The sequence below is a fragment of the Stenotrophomonas sp. YJH_SMC_106-19 genome (assembly GCF_059368375.1).
This window is the reverse complement of record NZ_JCAFRQ010000007.1, coordinates 21,344-42,283: the sequence shown is the minus strand read 5'-3', so window position 1 is coordinate 42,283 and position 20,940 is coordinate 21,344. Positions and strand designations below refer to the sequence as shown.

Below are 20,940 nucleotides of genomic sequence, written 5' to 3'. Positions count from 1 at the left end.
CCTCATGTCCTCGCAATACATCTACACCATGAACCGCGTGTCCAAGGTGGTCCCGCCCAAGCGGCAGATCATCAAGGACATCTCGCTGTCCTTCTTCCCGGGCGCGAAGATCGGCCTGCTGGGCCTGAACGGCGCCGGCAAGTCGACCGTGCTGAAGATCATGGCCGGCGTGGATACCGATTTCGAGGGCGAGGCACGCCCGCAGCCGGGCATCAAGGTCGGCTACCTGGCGCAGGAACCGGAACTGGACCCGAACAAGACCGTGCGCGAGTCGGTCGAGGAAGGCGTGGGCGAAGTGCTGCAGGCTCAGGCTGCGCTGGAGGCGGTGTACGCCGCCTACGCCGAGGAAGGCGCCGACTTCGACGCGCTGGCCAAGGAACAGGAGCGTCTGGAGGCGATCCTGGCCGCCGGCGACGCGCACACCCTGGAAAACCAGCTGGACGTGGCTGCCGATGCGCTGCGCCTGCCGCCGTGGGATGCCAAGATCGCCAACCTGTCCGGCGGTGAAAAGCGCCGCGTCGCGCTGTGCCGCCTGCTGCTGCAGAAGCCGGACATGCTGCTGCTGGACGAACCGACCAACCACCTCGACGCCGAGTCGGTGGAATGGCTGGAACAGTTCCTGGCGCGCTACACCGGCACCGTGGTGGCCGTTACCCACGATCGCTACTTCCTGGACAACGCCGCCGAGTGGATCCTGGAACTGGACCGCGGCCGCGGCATTCCGTGGAAGGGCAACTACACCGAATGGCTGGTGCAGAAGGATGAGCGCCTGAAGCAGGAAGAAAACCAGGAAAAGGCCCGCCAGAAGGCGATCCAGAAGGAACTGGAGTGGTCGCGCCAGAACGCCAAGGGCGGCCGTTCCAAGGGCAAGGCCCGTCTGGCCCGCCTGGAAGAGCTGCAGTCGCAGGATTACCAGAAGCGCAACGAGACCAACGAAATCTTCATCCCGCCGGGCGAGCGCCTGGGCAACATGGTGATGGAGTTCAAGAATGTGTCCAAGAAGTTCGGCGACCGCCTGCTGATCGACAACCTGTCGATGCTGATTCCGCCGGGCGCGATCGTCGGCATCATCGGCCCGAACGGCGCCGGCAAGTCGACGCTGTTCAAGATGATCACCGGCCAGGAGAAGCCGGATTCGGGCGAGATCGTGATCGGCCCGACCGTGCAGCTGTCCTACGTGGACCAGAGCCGCGACAAGCTGGAAGGCAACCACAACGTCTTCCAGGAAATCGCCGGTGGCCTGGACATCCTCAACATCAACGGCATCGAGATCCAGTCGCGCGCCTACATCGGCCGCTTCAACTTCAAGGGCCAGGACCAGCAGAAGATGGTCGGCTCGCTGTCCGGTGGTGAGCGTGGCCGCCTGCACATGGCCAAGACCCTGCTGCAGGGTGGCAACGTGCTGCTGCTCGACGAACCGTCCAACGACCTGGACATCGAAACGCTGCGTGCGCTGGAAGACGCGCTGCTGGAGTTCCCGGGCAACACCTTCGTGATCTCGCACGACCGCTGGTTCCTGGACCGCATCGCCACGCACATCATCGCTTTCGAAGGCGACTCGCACGTGGAGTTCTTCCAGGGCAACTACCGCGAGTACGAGGAAGACAAGAAGCGCCGCATGGGCGATGACGCTGCGCCGAAGCGCCTGCGCTTCAAGGCACTGAAGTAACGCAACAGGAAAGGCCGCGCTCGCGCGGCCTTTCTCCTTCTGTGGGTCGCCCGCTTGCCGGGAGACACCTTCACGAGAAGCCCCATGTCCCTGTTCGAACGCCTGTTCCAGCTGCAGCAGCACGGCACCACCGTGCGCACCGAGCTGCTGGCCGGTGTCACCACCTTCCTGACGATGTCCTACATCGTCTTCGTCAACCCCGAAATCCTCGGCACCACCGGCATGGATGCGGGCGCGGTATTTGTCGCCACCTGCCTGGCGGCCGCGCTGGGCTCCACGGTGATGGCGCTGGCAGCCAATTTCCCGGTCGGCATGGCTCCGGGCATGGGCCTGAACGCGTTCTTTGCCTTCACCGTGGTCGGCGCCGCCGGCCTGCCCTGGCAGCAGGCGCTGGCGGCAGTGTTCATCTCCGGCCTGGTGTTCCTGGTGCTGTCGCTGACCGGCGTGCGTGCCTGGCTGGTATCCGGCATTCCTTCGTCACTGCGCTCGGCCATCGTCGCCGGCATCGGCCTGTTCCTGGCCATCATCGCCCTGCAGAAGTCCGGGGTGATCATCGGCAACGAGGACACGCTGGTGGCGCTGGGCCCGCTCAACACCGCCCCACCGCTGCTGGCACTGGCCGGCTTCCTGCTGATCGCCGTGCTGGAGGCGCGCCGCATCCGTGGTGCGATCCTGATCGGCATCCTGGCGGTCACTGGGGCCGGCTGGGCGCTGGGCGACGTGCAGTACCAGGGACTGGTGTCCCTGCCGCCAAGCCTGGCGCCGACCTTCCTGCAGCTGGACCTGCCGGGCCTGCTGCACCACGACGGCGGTGCCCCCATCGCGGTACTGCTGCAGGTGGTGCTGGTGTTCGTGCTGGTGGAGGTGTTCGATGCCACCGGCACGCTGTACGGGGTGGTCGGCCGCGCCGGCCTGCTGAAGCTGCCGGGTGCGCAGAAGCGTTTCGGCCGTGCACTGCTGGCCGACAGCACGGCAATCGTCGCCGGCTCCATGCTGGGCACCAGCAGCACCACGGCATTCGCCGAAAGCGCCTCGGGCGTGCAGGTGGGCGGCCGTACCGGCCTCACCGCCCTGGTGGTCGCCGCGCTGTTCCTGGCCGCCCTGCTGTTCTCGCCGCTGGCCTCGATGGTGCCAAGCTACGCCACCGCACCGGCCCTGCTGTTCGTTGCCGGGTTGATGCTGCGCGAGCTGGTGGAAGTGGACTGGAGCGACCTCACCGAATCGGTGCCGGCGGCCCTGTGCGCGCTGGCGATGCCGTTCACCTACTCCATCGCCAATGGACTGGCTTTCGGCTTCATCGCCTACGCCGCGCTGAAGGCCGGCACTGGCCGCTGGCGCGAGGTGCATCCGGCGGTGTGGCTGGTGGCCGTGCTGTTCGTGCTGCGCTTCGCGCTGGAGTAATCAGGGCAGGGGCCCGCTGTCACGGCGGGCTGGTGGTGTACTCATCGCCAGGCCGGTCGCAGCTGGCCATCCACGCCGAAACGCCAGCGGCCCTCGGCCCAGCCCCGGCCGAACAGGGCCAGCATCTGCGAATAGTAGGCCGGTGCCTCGGCACGCTGCTGTTCCGGGCTGGGCAGGCTGGCCAGCAGCGACTTCGCCAGCCCCTGCTCGCGCTGTGCCAGCACACAGGGCAGTACAGCCGCGCGGAAACCATAGTTGCCTTCGCCCTGCCCCTGCCCGCTGCGGGTATCGACCTTTTCCCAGAGTGCCGCACCGCTGCGCAGGCGCTGCAGCGGACCGGACAACGCCGCCAGCTGCCGCCGGAACAACGGATCGCGCGGGGCCGTCATGCCTGCCCACGTGTAGCAGCGGATCGCATCGTAGCCGCCCACCGCTCCGTTCACCGGATCGACCACGAAGCGCCCCTGCTGCCACGCCGCCCAGTCCGGTGCATAGCCATGCGGGCTGGTCTGCTCCAGCAGCGTGGTCGCGTTGTCCGCCAGTTCCGCCCAGGGCCCACTGCGATCGGCCGCGGCAAAGCGCCGCAGCAGCGGCAGCGGCAGATAGCTGGGATTGACCCGGGTCGCATCGCCTTCGACGAATCCCTGCGGTCCCGGCAGCAGCATCGGGCCGAGACCGGGCAGCTGCACGACTTCCCTTTCCCGCACCTGCCCCAGCATGCCCCCGGCGATGGCCTGCAACGCAGGACGGTGCCAGAGCCGCCCCGCTTCGAGCAGGGCGTAGGCCAGCCACAGATCGGAATCGGACGCCGGATTGTCGTCCAGTACGCGCCAGCCGCCCTTGTCATCGCGGCCCCACAGCCAGGCCGGCAACCGCTGCCGCATATCGCCCCCGGCCAGGTTGTCCTGGGTCCAGCCCAGAACGCGATCAAACAGCGCCTGATCGTTGTCGACCAGCGCGAAGAACAACGCATACGACTGCCCTTCCGACGTACTGCGCTGGTCGTCCTGGCTGCGATCGATCATGCGTCCGTCGTTGCTGAGGCTGCTGTCCAGCAGCACCTGCCAGGCCGGCCAGCGCGGCGCTGCGAGCGCACGCCCTGCGCCCATGGCCAGCAACGGCAAGGCGGCCGTCGCCTGCAGCAGTCGGCGGCGTTGCGGGTCAGCGGAACTCGCCATAGGGCACCAGTGGCGACACGGGCAGCGGCAGGTTGCCCTGCCAGGGCTTGAAGGTATAGCGCAGATAGAGCTGGAATGTGTTCGGCGAGAAGTCACGGCTGCGCTGCAGGGTTCCCGCCGCACCCAGGACGATGTGATCGCCCAGCCGCCGCTCCACGGCCGCGTAGAGCCGATAGCCGGTGCCGGTGCTGCGGCTGTCGCCGGTGTACAGGCCAGCCTCGTCCAGCGCGAGAGCACCGTACTGCGGCTCCAGCTGTGCCACCACGCGCTCGATCAGCGCCTGGTCCGGGAAGCGGCTGATCGACGCCGTACGCGCGCTGGAAACACTGACCGACCCATCCACCCGCAGCGACCACAGATCATTGCGCCAGGCAAAGCTGGCCGGCAGGCTCAACGAGGCATAGCGCTGCGGGCTGTAGTAGCCGCCCTGGCCCAGCGAGTAGCCGCCCAGATCCTTCTGGTAACGCCAGTACATGGCCGTGGTGCCGACGTCCAGGCGCATGTCCGTACGCTGGATCAGCTTGTGGTACCAGCCGACCATCGCACGCGCACGCGTGTTGTCCGCGACGTTGTGACCGGTCAACCGGTGCCAGCTCCAGTTCGACCAGACACCATTGCGTCCGCCCTCATCGAAGCCCAGGCTGAAGGTGATGCCATTGGCGGTCACCCCACCCCAGGCAATGCCGCTGCGAGGATCACGGGCACCGGCCTGTGACAGCAGGGAGTTGGTCATCGGCCGCCGCGACAGCGTCGCCCCCCAGCCGAGACGGCCCAGATCGCCATTGGCGGTGATGCCTCCCAGCCAGTTGCCGATCACATAGTGGGACGGCGTATGGCCAAGGTCGACATTCCAGCGATCGTCCAGCGTGCGCCAGCCGGCCGCGAACCCTGCGCCGGAACTGCGCCGCTGATGCACGAAGCGGGTACATCCCGGGGCCTGCAGACGGGAGCCGTCGGCACGCAGCAGCGACAGGTCGCAGCTGCCGAAATCCTCGTCGTAAGTGCCGTCGGCGCCGGTGCGGAACCGCCCTGCGTCGAAGTGCACCTGTTCGATGCGCGCCCAGCCGAGCCCGCCTGCAAACGGCGCATCCAGATGCGCGATGCGGGTGTCGCGCCCGAGGCGGGAAATGCCGGGCGTTCCGTCGCTGCGACGACCGGTATCCTGCATCACCGTCAGCGTGGGATTTTCCTGCTGGTACAGCGTTTCCACGTCGCTGCGCAGGCTGCGCCGCAGCCAGTCGTCCCCCGCGGTCTCGCGGCTGGCCAGGGTCAGCGCGCGGTTGTCGCGCGGCTGTGCCTGCGTTGCGGCCAGCAGGCCGTTGTCGGCCATCGCCTGCGCGTACATGTCCAGCGCCTGCTGCGGATCCTCGCGGCGCACCAGTCGCGCCGCGTCGCGCCAGGACTGTGGATCCGGACCGTCCCTGCGGGCCAGCAGCGCGCGCAGGATCGCCAATGCCTTGGCGTCCTCGTGCAGGTCGGTCCAGATGCCGGCCAGCTGGCGCTGCTGGCCGAGCGCATCTTCGGCGACCACCGGGGGCGACTGCCGCATCTGCCGCCGCGCGTTGTCCAGATCGCCGGCACCGATCCAGGCCTGCACCTGGCCAAGCTGTGCATCGACGTTATCCGGCTGCTCCGCAAGTACCCGCTGGTAATACTGCAGGGCCTGCGGGTGGTCGCCGCGCAGGCGCGCCCAGTCGGCCAGCAGCAGGTTGTTCTCGGCACTGGCCGGTTGCTGTTGCAGCAGGGCGATGGCTTCCGGCTCGCGTCCCTGCGCACGCAGCGACCAGAGATGATCGATGAGCTGCTGCCGGCGCAGCCGTGCGGACAGTGCGCGGATATCGTCATCCCATTCCGCCAGCGGCACCGCGTCCAGCACTGCCAGTGCCTGCGGCAGGCGATCGGTGCCGGACAGATACAACGCCTGCGCGTAGCGTGCTTCAGCGCTGTCATTGCGCGCCACCATGTCCGCGACCACCGCATCGGCCTCGGCAGGCCGACCCGCGGCCTGCAGCTCAACGGCCAGGGCACGGGCGAGCCACGCATCGGCGGGCAGCTCCACGCGCAGCTCATGCCCGAGCGCAAGGGCGGCCTCCGCATTGCCGGCCGCCAGGGCCTGCTCACGTCGTTCGCGCAGGCGACTGATCCGCAGCTGACGCAGATCCTCGGCGTACAACCGGCGCTGCGCGGCCGGCAACGCATCGATGAAGGTCTCCAGACGCTGCGGATCGGTCCTCCCATACAGCTGCACCAACCTGCGGATCACGTTGGCATCGTTCGGCGCCATCCGCCTCGCGGCCTGCAGCTGGCGTTCGGCCGAGGCGTCGTCGCCACGGGCCACGGCAACATCCACCTGCCCCAGCCGTGCGTTGACCTCGCGTGGCTGCTGCCGCCGCGCCTGCGCGTACAACGCATCCGCCTCGTCCAACCGACCGGCACCGAGTGCGGCATCGGCCTGGTCCAGCAGCAGCCAGTAGCGCGTACTGGCAATGAGGTCGCGCCATTTGTCGCTGCTCTCGCCGACGGGCGTGGCCTGGATCGCGCGTTCGAACAGGCTGATCGCCGACGCGCGACGGCCCTGTCGCATCTGCGCCATGCCCAATCCGCCCAGGAAGGCGGCTTCGCGCGGATAGGCCCGCAACGCCTGCTGGAAGGCACGTTCGGCCTCGGCATCGCGCCCGCGTTCAAGCAGTTGCTGGCCACGCAGACCCGCCCGCCAGGCCGGATCACTGACCTGCCTGTGCTGCTCGGCATAGCGCTCACGCACCAGGGCGATGTCATTGAAGGTGGGATTGCGGGTGATGAACTCCTGCAGGCGACGCACGCCGCGCTCATCGGCGGGCTGGTCCTGCAGGTACGCCCACTCGGCATCGGCAGCCAGCCCGCGGGCGTCGGGGTTGCGGCCCATGCGCCGCAGCGCGTCGAGCGCTTCATCGTCGCGACCGGCCGCGAACAGCAGCTGCGACAGCGTCTGCAGCAGCCCGGTGTTGCCTGGATACGCCTGGTCCAATGCAGTCAGCTCCCGGATCGCCAGCGCGCGGCCATCCGCCTGCGCGCCACGCAGACGCCAGTACTCCAGCCCCAGCTGCAACCCCGGAGGCGCGTCATTGAACAGGCGGCGGTAGATCGCCAGCGCATCGGCACTGCGGCCACCGGCTGCGAACAGGCGTGCCTGCTGCAGCTCCTGCTGCAGATCGCCCTGGTAGGCCTGCCAGAGGCGATCACCCGCAGCGAGTTCGCGACTGCCCGCACCGACCTGCCGCAATCGTTGCAGCGTCGCGGTCGCATCCTCCACCTTCTGCTGCGACAACTGCACCTCCAGGATCGCCAGCAGGGTGCCACGATCATCCGGTGCCAGCATGCGCAGCCGGGCCAACGCATCTTCGATCAGGCTCTGGCGCCCGGTCGCCTCGCCGATGCGTACCTGCTGCAACAACCACTGCCGCTGCTCGGCCGCAGTGCCGCCGGGCATTTGCGGCAGCGCCTGTGCCGCGCATGCGCCGGTCCCGGCCAGACCCAGCAGCACCAGCCGGGACGCCATCAGCAGCGGCGGCGAGGTCCGGCTCATTCCTTGCCCGCATCCAGGCGCCGCGCGGCGACCCAGCGCAGTGCACGCCAGAGCAGGAAGGCGACCATCAGCACCACCAGCGTGGCCAGCACGGCCAGCAATGCCGGATGATCGGCCAGGTGGTACCACAGCAGCAGCCACCACGGCAGCGCGCCCACGTAGTAGTGTTCGCCCACGAACTGGCTGTTGATGCCGGAACTGCGCAGGATCGCCACCGATCCCGCAATGGCTTCGCGCTTGCCGGTGTCGCTGAGTGCATCATCGAGCAGCTGATAGTCGGCCGGATGGCTGGCCGCCAGCGAGACGATGCTGCGTTGTGCATGGCGGGGCGACTGCAGGCCGACGATGGCCGCGAAGGGCGCCTGTGCGGTGACCGCCACGCGGGTGACCGCAGGATCGCCCGCGCGGCTGCCGCGACGGGCCTGCTGCACCGCCAGCTCCGGCGATGACCACTGGCCATTGAGCAGGCGCGTGCGTTGGTCGTCGATCAGCAGTGACAGCTGCTGGCTGCCGCGCAGCTCATCCGGCAATGCGCCCAGGACCAGCAGGTCCGCATCCAGCGCACTGGCCTGTTTCCAGTCCGCGGACAGGCGCAACCCGTAGGCCGGGTACCCACTCTGCACGCCCAGGCCTCCGATCAGGTTGAGCAGCAGGCTGACCTGGGCCTCGCTGGCGGACGGCGGCACCAGCACCACGGTTTCAGACAGGTCCGCCATGCGTGTGAACGGGAAGCCGCTGAGCGCGAACGCGGACAGGTCCGGCAACCCCATGTAGTGATGGAAACCGGAGAAGTCGATGGTCGAATCCTCCTCGATGGCCGCCTGCAGGTTGGGCGGCAGCACGGTCTGGCAGTGGTCGCGCTGGGCACTGCCCATCACGCTGGCAAAGTTGAAGTCGAACCGCAGCTGGTTGCGGTCACCCAGCTTCAGCGCCGGAATCAACAGGCGGCCATCGTCGGCGCCGGCATCGCCAGCGAGCACAGGCAGGCGGATTTCCGCCACACCCTGCTTGCCGGTGCGGCGCACCAGCGGGAAGCTTGAAATGAACTGGTCGTTGATCGCCACGCCCAGCCGCGACTCATCACTGCCAAACGGCGGCGTGTAGCGGTAACGCAGGTTCAGTGGAATGCCCTGGTTGCGCCAGATGAACAGGTCCGGTGGCAGGTTGAGATTGACCGTGATCGGCTGCGGCGATACCCCGTTGGCATGCAGCTGCTGCGGATAGTCCAGCAGCTCGGCCAGGCGCACCGCGCGATCGGTACGCACCCAGTTCGGCGCGTCGTACGGCCTGCGTGGCGCCAACGGCTTCATTTCGTCGATCGCGACCTGGCGGCCGCGGAACAGGACATTGCCGGCCGCCATCGCCGAAACGGCCTTCTGCAGGTCATCGTCGTTGCGGCCCAGCACCAGCAGCAGCTTGCGCTGCGGATCCTCGGGCAGGGCCATCAGCTCGATCACCGGCCCCTGCACAGGCGCATGGTTGGCGATCACCGGTGGGAAGCGGCCGTTCACCGCCAGCACCACCGCGTGGCCCTGCTCGGGCAGGGTGCCGAAGCTCACCGGGAAACGGGCCTGCCGCCACCATCCCGCCAGGCTGCCGAAATAGGACGCCATGACCGCCGCAGCCCGCTGCTGCGCCAGCGTGGGCGCCGCTGCAAACACCACCGGCAGTTCCAGCCGCGCGGTGTCGCGCGGATCGAAGAAGGGCAGCGGGAAATTGGCCAGATCATCCTGCATGTCCAGCGGCTGGCCGCCCAGCCTCAGCGTGCTGTTGCTGGAGAGGTTGACCCACAGCGAGCTGTGCGTGGGTTCTTCGCAGATGTCGGTGTAATGGCCGACGAATTCCAGGCGGACCTGGTTGAAATCAGCGATCAGGCGCGCATCCAGCGGCAGCTTGGCCTGCACGGGGCGTCCCAGCTGGTCGTTGCTGATCGGTACCACGCCCATCATCGCGTCGTTCAGATAGACCCGCAGGTGCGACAGCGTCGGCAACAGCGACGGCGAGGGTGTGAAGCTCAGATCCAGTTCCGCTTCGCGCGCGAGGCGATCGCGGCGCACCTGGAATTCGAACGTGGTGCTGTTGCGGACGCCGGACAGCAGCGTGTCCTGGCGGCGGCCAAGCTGTGCGAAGGTGCTGTGCCGTTGCCAGGGCCAAGCGCTGCCGGCCCAGGTATCGGGCAAGGCCGGTTCGCCGCGCGGCGCGGGCACCGATGCTGCTGTGGTCGGGGTCGGTACCGCAACCTGCGCGGCCGGGGCATCCGGCGTGGAACCGGTGGCAGGCGCCGGCACGGGTGCTGGAGCGCCATTGCCGGACACCACTGGCAGTACCAGCAACGGCAGCAGCAGCCAGCGCAGAGAGGTCGGGATGCTCATGGACGAAGCCCTGGGTCAGCGGCTGGGTCAGCCGGGTGGGAGGGAAGCGGACGTTGTGGTGCGAAACTGGCCAGCCAGCGCAGCAGGCGACCGCTCCAGTGCACGGGGCGGTCGAGATCGAACGGCGTGAAGTCGCCCATCCGCCGATAGCCTTTCCAGCCCAGCACCAGCACGCTCCACAGGCTGCGTGGCAGGCTCTTGGGCTGGTAACCGGCATGCCAGTCCAGCCACGCATCGGCGCGGGCGAATGTGCATTGGGCGAACTCCACGCGCTGGCGCTCGTTGTCGAACTGCAGCAGCAGGCCAAGGCGATGGCCGACGCTGCGCTGTACCCGAGCCGGGAAGGCGAACTCGCGCCGGCCACGCCCGAGCAGCAGGTGTACGCGCGTGCCTTCGGCCAGTTGCGGATCCAGTCCCAACTCCAGGCCGACGCCATCGTTGGAATAGTCCTGCAGCACGCCCCGCAGTCGACGCCCATCGGGTATCTGCAGCGCCATCGGCAGGCGCGTGGTGACCCGGTGGGTGCGCCGCACCTGCTGTACCTCCGCCGCCACCGCCAGCGCGCCGCCGATGATCAGCAGGTTGTACAGCACCCACAACGAACTCACGACCACCGTGCCGCGCTCATCGGCAGGCCCCTCGATGAAACGCCACACGGCGAAGCACAGCCCCAGCACGTTCAGCAGCGCCAGTACCAGGTAGGGGCGCGCCACCCGCCAGTCGAAGCGGTCACCCGCCTGCGTGCCGCCCTTGTCGGTGACATTGAACTTGCCACGGCCGGGACTGAACAGGGCCACGGTGGTCGGCCGCGCGATGTACCAGGCCAGCACGGTTTCATAGACCTCACCCCAGAACGGGCGGCGGTACCGGCCCTGGATGCGCGCGTTGGTCAGGCTGGCGTGGGCCATGTGTGGAACGACAAACAGCAGGATCGCCAGCGCGGGGGCGTAGATGATGTAGACATGCAGCAGGAGGAAGGCCAGCGGCGCGGTGAGGAACACCAGCCGCGGGATGCCCGCGAGGAAGTGCAGCATCGCGTTGGCGTAGCAGAAGCGCTGGAACAGGCTCAGGCCCTTGCCAAGCAGCGGATTGTCGATGCGGAAGATCTGCACCATGCCGCGCGCCCAGCGGATGCGCTGGTTGACATGCGCGCCCAGGCTGTCGGTGGCCAGGCCGGCCGCCTGCGGAATGCGAAGGTAGGCCGAGTTCCAGCCCTGGCGATGCAGGCGCAGGGCGGTATGCGCATCCTCGGTGACGGTCTCGGTGGCGAAGCCGCCGATGGCATCGATGGCCTCACGCCGCAGCACCGCGCAGGAACCACAGAAGAATGCGGCATTCCACAGGTCGTTGCCGTCCTGCACCAGCCCGTAGAACAGCTCGCCCTCGTTGGGATCACTGCGGAACACCTGCAGGTTGCGCTCGAAGGGATCGGCCGAGAAGAAATGGTGCGGCGTCTGCACCAGCGCCAGCTTCGGATCGCGCAGGAACCAACCACAGGTGATCTGCAGGAACGAGCGCACCGGCAAGTGATCGCTGTCGAAGATCGCCACCAGCTCACCGTCGATCAAGGTCAGGGCGTGGTTGAGGTTGCCGGCCTTGGCGTGTCGGTTGTCGCTGCGGGTGATGTAGTTGACGCCGGTCTGCTCGGCGAAGGCACGGAACGCCTCGCGCTTGCCGTCATCGAGAAGGTGGATGCGCAGTCTGTCGGCCGGCCAGTCCAGCCCCATGGCGGCATGGACGGTATGCCGCACCAGTGACAGGTCTTCGTTGTAGGTGGGAATCAGCACATCCACCGTGGGCCACTGCCGGATATCGGCCGGCAAGGGCGCCGGACGCCGTCGCAGCGGCCAGGCAACCTGTACGTAGCCCAGCATCAGCACCAGCCAGGAATACGTCTCGGCCACCAGCAGCACCAGGCCGCAGACCAGGTCGAAGGTGCTGCTCCAGTTCAGGGTGGCGGTATAGCGCCACCAGAGGTAGCGGCAGGACACGGTGATCGACAGCACCACCAGTACCAGCGTCGCATAGCGGCCGGGCATGCGCCGTACCAGCAGCGCGATGACCCATAGCAGCAGCACGAACACGAACTGCGCCAGGTAGCTGAAGGGCTGGGTAATGCACAGCGCGGCCAGAGCCAGCGTAGCCAGGCCGGTGATGGCGGTCAGCGCGTGCCGCGCGCGCGGTGGCAGGTGCTCCAGGCGCTGTGCGAGCCACGCCGCGAGGCGACTGTTGCCGACATCGGCAGGTGCATCACGCATCGCCCGCAGGTAGCGCAGGCGACCGCGTCCTGCCGCTCCGCGCAGCTCGGCGATGCGCTGGCGCCGGGCCTGGGCCAGGCGCTGGCGGCGCAGCGAGGTATGCGGAACCAGGCGCACCAGCGACAGCCATGCGGCCTGGATCAGCAGCCGCAGTGGATCTCCGGGGCGCCAGCGGCGATCACCCTGCAACTGCGGGAACGCACGCCGCAGCCGCGGCGCCAGCGCCTGCCACGCAGGTCCTTCCAGCCTCAACAGCGCCCAGCCCAGGGCCTGCAGCGACCACAGCAGCGCGCACAGTGGCCATGCGGCGTACACGCGCTCACGCAGCCGGTTCCAGTGCAGATAGTGGATGCGTGCGCCCTTCATCGCCCGCTCTCCCGATCCTGCCGCCGCGCCGCCTCGGCCAGGCACCACAATGCCAGGCCGGCGACGTCGGCAGCCGCCAGCGCATCGGCCGCATGCTGGCCCAGCGGCTGCTTGCTGGCCAACGCGGCCGGCACCCGCGCATCTTCGTGCAGAGGCTGAGGCACCAGCATCGACGCGTGCGCATGCAGCCAAAGCTGCATCAGATCACGCTGCACCGGAACCGCCGGGTCATACCGGTTGGCCAGCAGACGGCGCGGATCGTCGTGCTGCCGCTGCAGGAAGACGTGGCTTGCCGGATCGACGCACGCCAGGCGCAACGGCAGCGTACAGCGCGCATATCGGTTGACCGCCGCCGCGTGTGCCGGCAGCCGCTGCGGCAGGTCGAACAGCAGCCAGTCGAACTGCGCCGACAGCACTGGCACGCGATCATTCCAGGTGTCGGGTGCCAGACTCAGCGCCTGCTCGATCTGCAGGGCTTCGGCCGCGCTGACACGGCCGTACGGCAGCACTGCCAGGCCCGGTGCGCAGGCGAAGGCCGCATCACGCCAATCGCGGCCGTCCAGCATCGCCCGCGCCCAGCCATCGGCCTCCCGCGCGGCCAACCCGACATGCAGGCCCAGCATCTGATCCGGACTGCACTCGACCAGCAGCACGCGCTGGCCCTGCGCATGCAGCGCCTGTCCCAACGCGGCCAGCACCGTGGTGACGCCTGTGCCGCCGTGCACGCCCTGCAGGGACAGCAGTACGCTCATGGCTGCCGCTCCAGCTCGGCCAGCAACGGCCAGCGTGCCAGTGCCCGGGCACGTTCGTTCTGCGCCGAGAAGTCCACGTAGGGCAACCCGGGCATGCCCAGGCTGCGACGCAGCAGATCGATGTCGTCCTCCTCCACCGAAAGCGTACTGGCAACGGCCAGGATGTCGGCCATCAGCGTTTGTCCTCCGGGTACGGGTTCCAGGCCTGGCTGCCCTGCAGCTGCAGCCAGGGCTTGCCACCGTAATCGATGACCTTGGCGCCTTCGTTCTCCGACACCGAGGGCGTACGTGGCAGCCCCTGCAGCAGGCTGTCCCAGTCGCGCGCTCCCGACGGCGACTGCGCGTTCAGCGCATACACCCGCGACACCAGTTCGGAGAGGGCCAGATAGCTGCTGGGCTCGGGCACATGACGCGGCCCTCCGCTGGCCGGCGTGCCCATCCCGACCAGCTTGACGCCGACCGGCACATGGGTGATCGAAGGGCTCGGAATCTCCCGCATGCCGGGAATCTGCATGCGGTCGCCATGCAGCGCCGCGCCATGCTCGGGCACCACGACGATCATGGCGCGACGCCCACTGCGCTCCACCGCTTCGACGAAGCCTGCCATGTCACCCAGCACCATCTGCGCGCGGGCCTTGTAGTCAGCCGCGTTGGCACGACCGTCGGCGCCGACGATGCGGTTGCCGTCGTGCAGGGAGATCGTGTTGTAGAACAGCGCGACCTGCTGCGCCTGTTCGGCCTGGCGCTGCTTCCACCAGGCGTTCAGCACGTCACCATCGCGGCGCAGCGGCGACTTGTCGAACGCGACCAGCGCCCGGGGAAACGCGCTGATGTCCATCGGCCGAGCCTGCAACCCACCGTACTGGCTCAGTTCGCCGATGAAGTTGTCGAAGTGCCCATCGTGGTTCATCGCCAGCTCGCTCTGGAAACCCAGGCGCTGCAGGTTGGAGAACAACTGGCATTCGGCTGGCACCGGGTCGAACAATGCGGTGTGCGAGGTCTGTCCGCAGCTGGCGCGCAGCAGGCGGATCGCCGCCGGTCCGCTGTAGGCGGTGGCCGAGTTGAAATCGTCGAAGATCAGGTCCATGTGGTCCAGCAGCGTGTTCTGGCGCATGCCGACTTCGTCCAGATCACTCCATGCCAGCGAACAGATGTTGAGGATGATGACGTCGAACGGCGCAGCGCTGGCCGGCGCCGGGAACACCGTCTTCAGGCCCGACTGCTGCTGGTAGAAGGCCGCCAGCCAGGCATTGAGTGTCTCGTTGCTGGCCGGCGCAAGTGCACCGGCAGCGCCGGCAGCGGCGTCAGCACCGCCGGTCGCTGCGGTGGCCTGCGACGTTCCCCAGTTCAGGCCCGCCGGCAATGGCAGTGCCACCACCGCCATGCCCAGCATGCCCAGCACGCTCAGCGTCGTGATGCGCAGCCACGGTTTCAGCAGCAGGTAGGCAACCACCAGCAGCACCAGCACCGCGACCATCTGCCAGTTGATGAAGCGCTGCGCCAGCTCCAGCCAGTAGTCGGCGGAGAAATCGAGCACGCCCGGCTGTGCGAGAAGACGCTGGAAGGGCGGCCACCAGGTGTCCTGGTAGTAGAGCACCACGGCCACCGGCACGGCGACGACCGTGCGTGTGATGCGTGCCCATCGCCACGGCAGTGGCACCAGCAGGGCGGCCAGGAACAACAGGTTGGGCAGGACCTTGAGGTCCAGCGCGCCCATCCAGGCCAACACCACTTTGGACAGGAAGTACAGGTTCCAGCCGCGCAGGTCCGACCAGACGAACGGCGATGCGGGCGTCGGCTCTGCGCTCATTGCGGCCTCCGCGCATCGCGCACCCGCACGCCCGTCCGCCGCAGGTGCCGTGGGGGCAGCCATGACGCTGCGCGGCGACGCACCGCGCGCCACAGCGCGCCCAGCATCACGCCGAACGGAATCATCACCAGCGCACAGGCCGCGATCAGCGTCCACAGCTGCTGATCGGTGGTCATGCGGAATCTCCCAACCGGAACGGGATGGGGGCGTTGAATGCGACCTCGTTGACCGGGGCCGCGGGTTGCGGCAACGGAACGGCAGGGGCGGGCAGCGTCTCGGATTCGGAGTCGCTGCCGCGGGCATTCATCGCTGCGATGTCGTACTCGGCCAGGCGCTGGTAGCCATCGAACAGCTCGCGCCAGGGCAGCCGGTACAGGTTGGAGAGCGCCTGTTCGACCGCATCGCGGCGGCAGCCGAACAGGAACAGGCGGACCTGGCCGCGGTACACGCAGGCCACATCCCCCTGCCTGCGGATGTTCAACTGCTGCAGGGTCTGTTCCGCGCGCAGCCCGGCCACCGGCTGCAGCGCCAGCACGGCGCTTTCCACCGCGCTGCCGTCCTGATCGATGCGTTCGCCGACGATCTGCCGGAAGCGGTCGGCCGCCACGATTCCATTCACTTCCGGTGGCCGGTGGGCACGGATCAACGGTTCGGGGTCGGCCGCCAGCTGCCCCTGCCAACGCTGCCGCTGCACCGTCTCCAGCAGCGTCAGCAGCCGCGGCAGCGGAGTCGCCGCCGGCACCACCATGTTGCCGCCGCACTGCAGCAGCAGGCGCTCGTCGGCGTAGCGCAGGCACGGTTGCACCTCGCGCACCACCAGCTTCAGCAGGTCGCCGCGCTCGCGGCGCAGCCGATGCAGCAGGCGTGCCAGTGTGTCCACCTGGTCGTTGCTGCGGATCGCCAGCACCACGGTGGCCTCGCGCGCCTGCAGCGCCGAAGGCAGCAGGTCCGCCCAGCCATCGTGGAGCCGCCAGGCGGGCGACAGCGGCGGAGCGCCTTCCAGCACGTCGGCCTCGGCCAGGTACAGATCACGATCGCCGCCGCTGGCCTCGACCGCAGAGAGCACGCTGTCCGCCTCTTCTGGCACGCGGCGCAACCCGCCTTCTGCCGCTTCGATCGCGAAGGCACGGCGGGCCACCACGCCATGGGCGTTGGCCCAGTAATGCAGCAGCAGCTGCAGCGCACCGCGGTGCGGATGCAGCTGGGCGACGCCGGAACAGGTCCGGTTCAAGGCCAGCAGGCGCGGCGCCAGGGTGGCCACTTCACCGTGGCAAAGCAGCAGCAGCACCGTACCGGCCTGCTCCGCCCAGGCTTGCAGCTGCCGGTTCCATGCCGCCAGCCGGGCATCGCTCCAGCCTTCCAGCGCCGCCAGCGGAAACTGCACCATGCACAGGCGGGTCGCGGCGGTGGCCGCGCGGGGAAGATCAACCGCCAGACCGCGCAGGGTCCGCTGCATGGCAGCGGCCGAGGAACGGAACAGACGCAACCGCGCCGGCCCCTCCCCCGGCGGCAGCTCGGCCAGCATCGCATCGGCGCCGCGCCCCAGCGTCGCCAGCACGGCGTCTCGCACGTCGCTGGCCGAACCCAGCACACCTGCGCCAACCAGGTCGGCCGGCGCGCTTCCGGCCGCGACGACCCAGTACAGCCCACCGCCGTGCATCTCGACGAACTCGGGCGGCAATCCGGCGATGGCAAGATGGGGCGCTGTCATGCCGGGTCCTTTCAGCGGACCTCAGCCGAGCCGACGCTGCGGCAGCGGAGGTGCTGTGTTGGGTGACTCGAATTTCATGACGCGCATCACACTCGTGCTGCGATACGTTCATGGCAGCTCCGATCTTGGTATTTCCGGGATCAAGACGCAGTCAACGTCGCCTGCGGAACAGGCAACGTTGGGGTGCAGCGCAGCGGTGGAACGGCCGTTGGCCGCTACTCGTACTGGATGGTGAAAGTCGCCTGTCCGTTCGCGACACCGGCACCGACGGTACCGGCCTGGGTCTGTACATAGCGGGCGCGCAGCGGCAGGGTCATGGTGCTGGTGCCCGGTATGGTGGTGCCGACATTGATCGCCTGGCCGAAGCGCACTTCGCGCTCGGTGGTGCCATCGCGCTGGACCATCTGGATGCCGATGCGGGTCGCGCTGTTGGCAGCCGCGCTGAGCTTCAGCACGCCCGGCATGTTGGAGCTGTCCTGGTCGGCATCCAGGCGGATGCCGATCTTGCTCTGGTAGGCAGCAACATTGCTGCCCTGGCAGTTCAGGCGGATGTCGAAGTCACGGTTGACCGCGCGCGAACCGACGCCGGTGAACGAGGTGTTGGGGACACTGCCGAAGTCCACCGCGATGTTGCGGCTGCCGGCGTCCACCTCGCAGGTCGGGCTGACCACGGTCGTGCCCGATCCCTTGAAGGTGGAGGTCAGCACCGGCCGGCTGGCACCATCGCCATCGTAGTAATAGGTGGTGAAACGTCCATTCGGCGCGATAACGCCCGATCCTGTCTGAGCTGCTGTCTTGATCAGTTCGACACGGAAGCGGCCTCCGCTCAACGAGAGGTTGGTATTGCTTCGCAGGATCAGCGTGTGAGGATAGTAGGTCTGGATATCACCGGAATCGCGATAGACGCGAATGCCAACACCTGCCACGTCGGTTGCGTATACGTTGCTGAATCCTGGTACCGGCGTCTGCTGTGCCGCATTGACGAAGCGACCGCTGGCGTTGCCGCCCCGGCTATCGCAGTAAGCGACGCTGTTGCGTTGATTGATGTTGACAATGAGTTCCTTGATCACGCCGCCGACCGGGGTGCTGGGAAGAATCACGATCTGGCCCATGTCCATGGTCACGTCTTGGGGTTGGAACCCGGACTGGGTGATGTAGCAACTGGCAAACGCAGGCGCCGCCACGAGGGCACCCGTGAGCACGGCCAGTGCGGCCAGCGCCTTGCGGCCACGGGAAAGAATCATCGGCATGCTGCCTCCAGCGGGATGAAGCCGGTCTTGGACGCATCGGCGCCCGCCGGAACCTGGTAATCGACGGTGCAGCGCTGGTCGGCGCCGGCGCCCCACTCCACCTGCAGGCGGCCGTGATCCTGCTCGCTGCGCACATACAGGCGGCCACCCTGGCTGACCATGCCCACCGGCTGGCCCTGCTCGTCCTTGACCTGTGCGCCAAACGGCAGGGTGCGGCCATCGGGATTGCGCACCTGGATCAGCAGCGCGTTGCCCTTGCGGGTATCGAAGCGCAGGTAGCTGATGGCACCGGCAAACGGTGCAACCGACTGGCTGCTGCTTTCCAGCTCGACGTCATGCGCCATGCCCTGCGGATCCAGGGTCACGGTGTTCAGGCGGTACGGCGATACGTACGGCACCACGGCGTAGCCGCGACCATCGATGCGCAGGCCCGGTGCGTTGGTCACCTGCGCGTCGCGCGCGCCTGGGGCCTCGACCAGCACCATGGTATCGCCACGCTGCGGAGTGAAGGTGACGCCACCCGGATGCATGACCACGCTGCCGTTGGCGCCCACCGATGCCTGGCGGAAATCGTTGGAATGGCTGTAGGTCGCGTTCAACGCGGTGTAGCGGCTGCGGTACTCGGCGTTGCCGACCGCGGTGGTGTTGCCCTCGCGGGAATCGGACAGGGCCACGCCGTAGCTGAAGTTGTTGTCGACGCCGGCCGAACCGGTGATGCCCACGCGGCTGTTGTCGTAGCCACCACGGTCACGCGCGCCCAGGTCGGCGCTGAACGACACCGGATGGGTCCCGCGGCCCAGCGGAACGCTCATCGAGAACAGGTACTGGGTGTCGGCCCGGCCGAGGATGCCTTCTTCGGTGCGCAGTGCCGAGAAACCGTAGTTCACCGAGCGCCAGGCGTTGTTGTAGCCCACCTGGTACTGCTTGGAGGTGCCGGAACGGTCGTAGAAGTCACGCACCGAACCGGTGACGTACAGCGCACCGGCACGGCGGCCCAGCGGCTGGTTCAGGGTCAGCTGGAACTGGCTGCGCTGGCGGCCACGGGTGGTCGGGTCGATGCCGCGATCATCCGCGTCGCGTCCGTACAGGGCGTCCTGCAGGCTGTAGTAGCCTTCGGTCGAATAACGATAGGCGGCCAGGGTCAGGTTGGTCCCGGTTTCGCCGATCATGTTGCTGTAGCTCAGGCGCACGCTGGCGCCGGTGTGGTCGCCGTAGTGGTTGAACGACGTGCGGGCGTGGGTGACATCGGCCGCGAACGCACCGATCCGGGTGGACAGGCCAATGCCGTACAGCAGTGAAACGTAGCCTTCGCTCAGCGCGCTGCCGCCGTACAGGGTCAGCTGGTTGCCGATGCCGCGCTGGTAGGTACCCTGCGCCAGCCAGGGTTCATCGCGCAGCAGCTCGTTGCGGACCTGGCCGGCGGTCACCGAGTAGCGGGAGACGCCTTCGCGCAGCATCTGCGGCACCGAACCGAACGGCACCTTGAACTCGCGGCGGCGGCCATCGGCCTCGATCACGCTCACTTCCAGGTCACCGCCGTAACCGGTCGGGTACAGATCGTCGATGACGAAGCTGCCCGGCGATACGGTGGAGGAATAGATCAGCTGCTGGTTCTGCCGGACTTCCACCCGCGCATTGGTCTCGGCGATGCCGCGCACCACCGGCGCGTAGCCGCGCAGCGAATCGGGCAGCATGCGGTCGTCACTGGCCAGGCTGGCACCCCGGTATCCGATCGACTCGAACAGTTCGCCGGTGGTGTAGGCCTCGCCTACAGTGAGCATGCCGCGGATCTTCGGGATGCCGCGCTGGGCGTAGGTGGCGATGCTCTGCCAGTGGCGGCCGTCGCCCTCGGTCCAGGTCAGGTTGGAATCGTGGCGGAACTGCCAGCCACCCAGGTTCAGGCCGGCATTCAGGCCCAGATAGGCGCTGCGGTTGCGCTGTCCGCCTTCGACGCGGCTGTCGCTGTCGATGGCATTGAAGCTGTAGCCGACGAAGCCGGCGTTGATGCCACGGTCCCACAGCGCGGGGTTGACGTAGCCACGCGCTTCGCGGCGCAGGAACACCTGCGGGATGCTCAGGTCGTAACGCAGGTTGCCGCTGTCATAGACGCCATAGGCATTGGCCATGCGCTGCTGCACCGGCACGCACGTGGAGGTATCGGTCGGCACCGACGGATCCTGCTGCAGCAGCACCGCCTCGCTGTCCACGCCCATTTCCTCGAGCATCGGCAGCGCCAGGCAGGCATCGACGCGCCCCTGTGCATCCGCCTTGAACTGCACGTCGCGGCGGCCCTGCCAGGCGCCATTGACGTAGACGTCCACGCGATAGGTGCCGGCGACCATCGGATTGCCGTTGCTGAAGGCCGCCAGATCGACCTGCTTGGCCTGGCCGGAGAGGAAGCTGGAGTTGAACTGCGCCGACTCCGGCGCACGCGCGGTCGCCGCCCCAGTCTGCGCCATCAGCGCCTGTTCGCCGAGATTGGCCGGGGCAGCCAGCGCCCATCCTGGGCAGGCCACGCCGGCAGCCAACAGGCAAAGCGCCTGATGGATCGACAATGTCAATCTGTTTCCGATCACACTGACATTCCTTCAATTCGCCGCACGGCGGC

13 protein-coding genes are annotated in these 20,940 nt (G+C 67.9%); 2 read left to right on the top strand and 11 right to left on the bottom strand.

What is annotated here, in order from left to right:
- Window positions 1-4: 4 nt before the first annotated feature.
- On the top strand, window positions 5-1,669 hold the full coding sequence (ettA, locus tag AC5P5M_RS16835) for an energy-dependent translational throttle protein EttA (protein WP_005415249.1): 1,665 nt from the start codon (window positions 5-7) through the stop codon (window positions 1,667-1,669).
- 84 nt (window positions 1,670-1,753) lie between these two features.
- Window positions 1,754-3,070 carry an NCS2 family permease gene (locus AC5P5M_RS16830; protein WP_053518892.1) on the top strand — a complete coding sequence of 439 codons (1,317 nt, stop codon included), beginning with the start codon at window positions 1,754-1,756 and terminating at the stop codon, window positions 3,068-3,070.
- A 41-nt stretch (window positions 3,071-3,111) separates the two neighbouring features.
- On the opposite strand, the gene bcsZ is transcribed toward AC5P5M_RS16830, so the two are convergent.
- From bcsZ to AC5P5M_RS16775, 11 genes are all read right to left on the bottom strand, one after another.
- Window positions 3,112-4,248 (bottom strand): cellulose synthase complex periplasmic endoglucanase BcsZ, encoded by a 1,137-nt coding sequence (gene bcsZ, locus AC5P5M_RS16825; RefSeq protein WP_111186320.1) that lies wholly within the window; start codon window positions 4,246-4,248, stop codon window positions 3,112-3,114.
- Complete coding sequence (bcsC, locus tag AC5P5M_RS16820; protein ID WP_495206172.1) at window positions 4,232-7,813, bottom strand: cellulose synthase complex outer membrane protein BcsC; 3,582 nt, start codon at window positions 7,811-7,813, stop codon at window positions 4,232-4,234. Before bcsC ends, bcsZ begins: the two co-directional genes overlap by 17 nt.
- Window positions 7,810-10,185 carry a cellulose biosynthesis cyclic di-GMP-binding regulatory protein BcsB gene (gene bcsB, locus AC5P5M_RS16815; RefSeq protein WP_081279777.1) on the bottom strand — a complete coding sequence of 792 codons (2,376 nt, stop codon included), beginning with the start codon at window positions 10,183-10,185 and terminating at the stop codon, window positions 7,810-7,812. Before bcsB ends, bcsC begins: the two co-directional genes overlap by 4 nt.
- Window positions 10,182-12,809 carry a UDP-forming cellulose synthase catalytic subunit gene (gene bcsA / locus AC5P5M_RS16810; RefSeq protein ID WP_262217913.1) on the bottom strand — a complete coding sequence of 876 codons (2,628 nt, stop codon included), beginning with the start codon at window positions 12,807-12,809 and terminating at the stop codon, window positions 10,182-10,184. Before bcsA ends, bcsB begins: the two co-directional genes overlap by 4 nt.
- Window positions 12,806-13,561, bottom strand: a complete 756-nt coding sequence (gene bcsQ, locus AC5P5M_RS16805) for a cellulose biosynthesis protein BcsQ (protein ID WP_053518884.1) — start codon at window positions 13,559-13,561, stop codon at window positions 12,806-12,808. The genes bcsA and bcsQ overlap by 4 nt, the downstream gene beginning before the upstream one ends.
- Window positions 13,558-13,734, bottom strand: a complete 177-nt coding sequence (gene bcsR / locus AC5P5M_RS16800; RefSeq protein ID WP_080375313.1) for a cellulose biosynthesis protein BcsR — start codon at window positions 13,732-13,734, stop codon at window positions 13,558-13,560. The genes bcsQ and bcsR overlap by 4 nt, the downstream gene beginning before the upstream one ends.
- Window positions 13,734-15,371 carry a cellulose biosynthesis protein BcsG gene (gene bcsG, locus AC5P5M_RS16795; protein WP_053518883.1) on the bottom strand — a complete coding sequence of 546 codons (1,638 nt, stop codon included), beginning with the start codon at window positions 15,369-15,371 and terminating at the stop codon, window positions 13,734-13,736. The genes bcsR and bcsG overlap by 1 nt, the downstream gene beginning before the upstream one ends.
- The gene (gene bcsF, locus AC5P5M_RS16790; protein ID WP_053518880.1) at window positions 15,368-15,547 is read right to left on the bottom strand and encodes a cellulose biosynthesis protein BcsF; all 180 of its coding nucleotides are present in this window, start codon (window positions 15,545-15,547) and stop codon (window positions 15,368-15,370) included. The genes bcsG and bcsF overlap by 4 nt, the downstream gene beginning before the upstream one ends.
- Window positions 15,544-17,082 carry a BcsE family c-di-GMP-binding protein gene (locus tag AC5P5M_RS16785; protein ID WP_164151704.1) on the bottom strand — a complete coding sequence of 513 codons (1,539 nt, stop codon included), beginning with the start codon at window positions 17,080-17,082 and terminating at the stop codon, window positions 15,544-15,546. Before AC5P5M_RS16785 ends, bcsF begins: the two co-directional genes overlap by 4 nt.
- Before the next feature lie 215 nt (window positions 17,083-17,297).
- On the bottom strand, window positions 17,298-18,332 hold the full coding sequence (locus tag AC5P5M_RS16780; RefSeq protein ID WP_053518876.1) for a fimbrial protein: 1,035 nt from the start codon (window positions 18,330-18,332) through the stop codon (window positions 17,298-17,300).
- A complete protein-coding gene (locus AC5P5M_RS16775) occupies window positions 18,323-20,887 on the bottom strand; it encodes a fimbria/pilus outer membrane usher protein (protein WP_111186327.1) in 2,565 nt (854 codons plus the stop codon). The genes AC5P5M_RS16780 and AC5P5M_RS16775 overlap by 10 nt, the downstream gene beginning before the upstream one ends.
- Window positions 20,888-20,940: the final 53 nt, after the last annotated feature.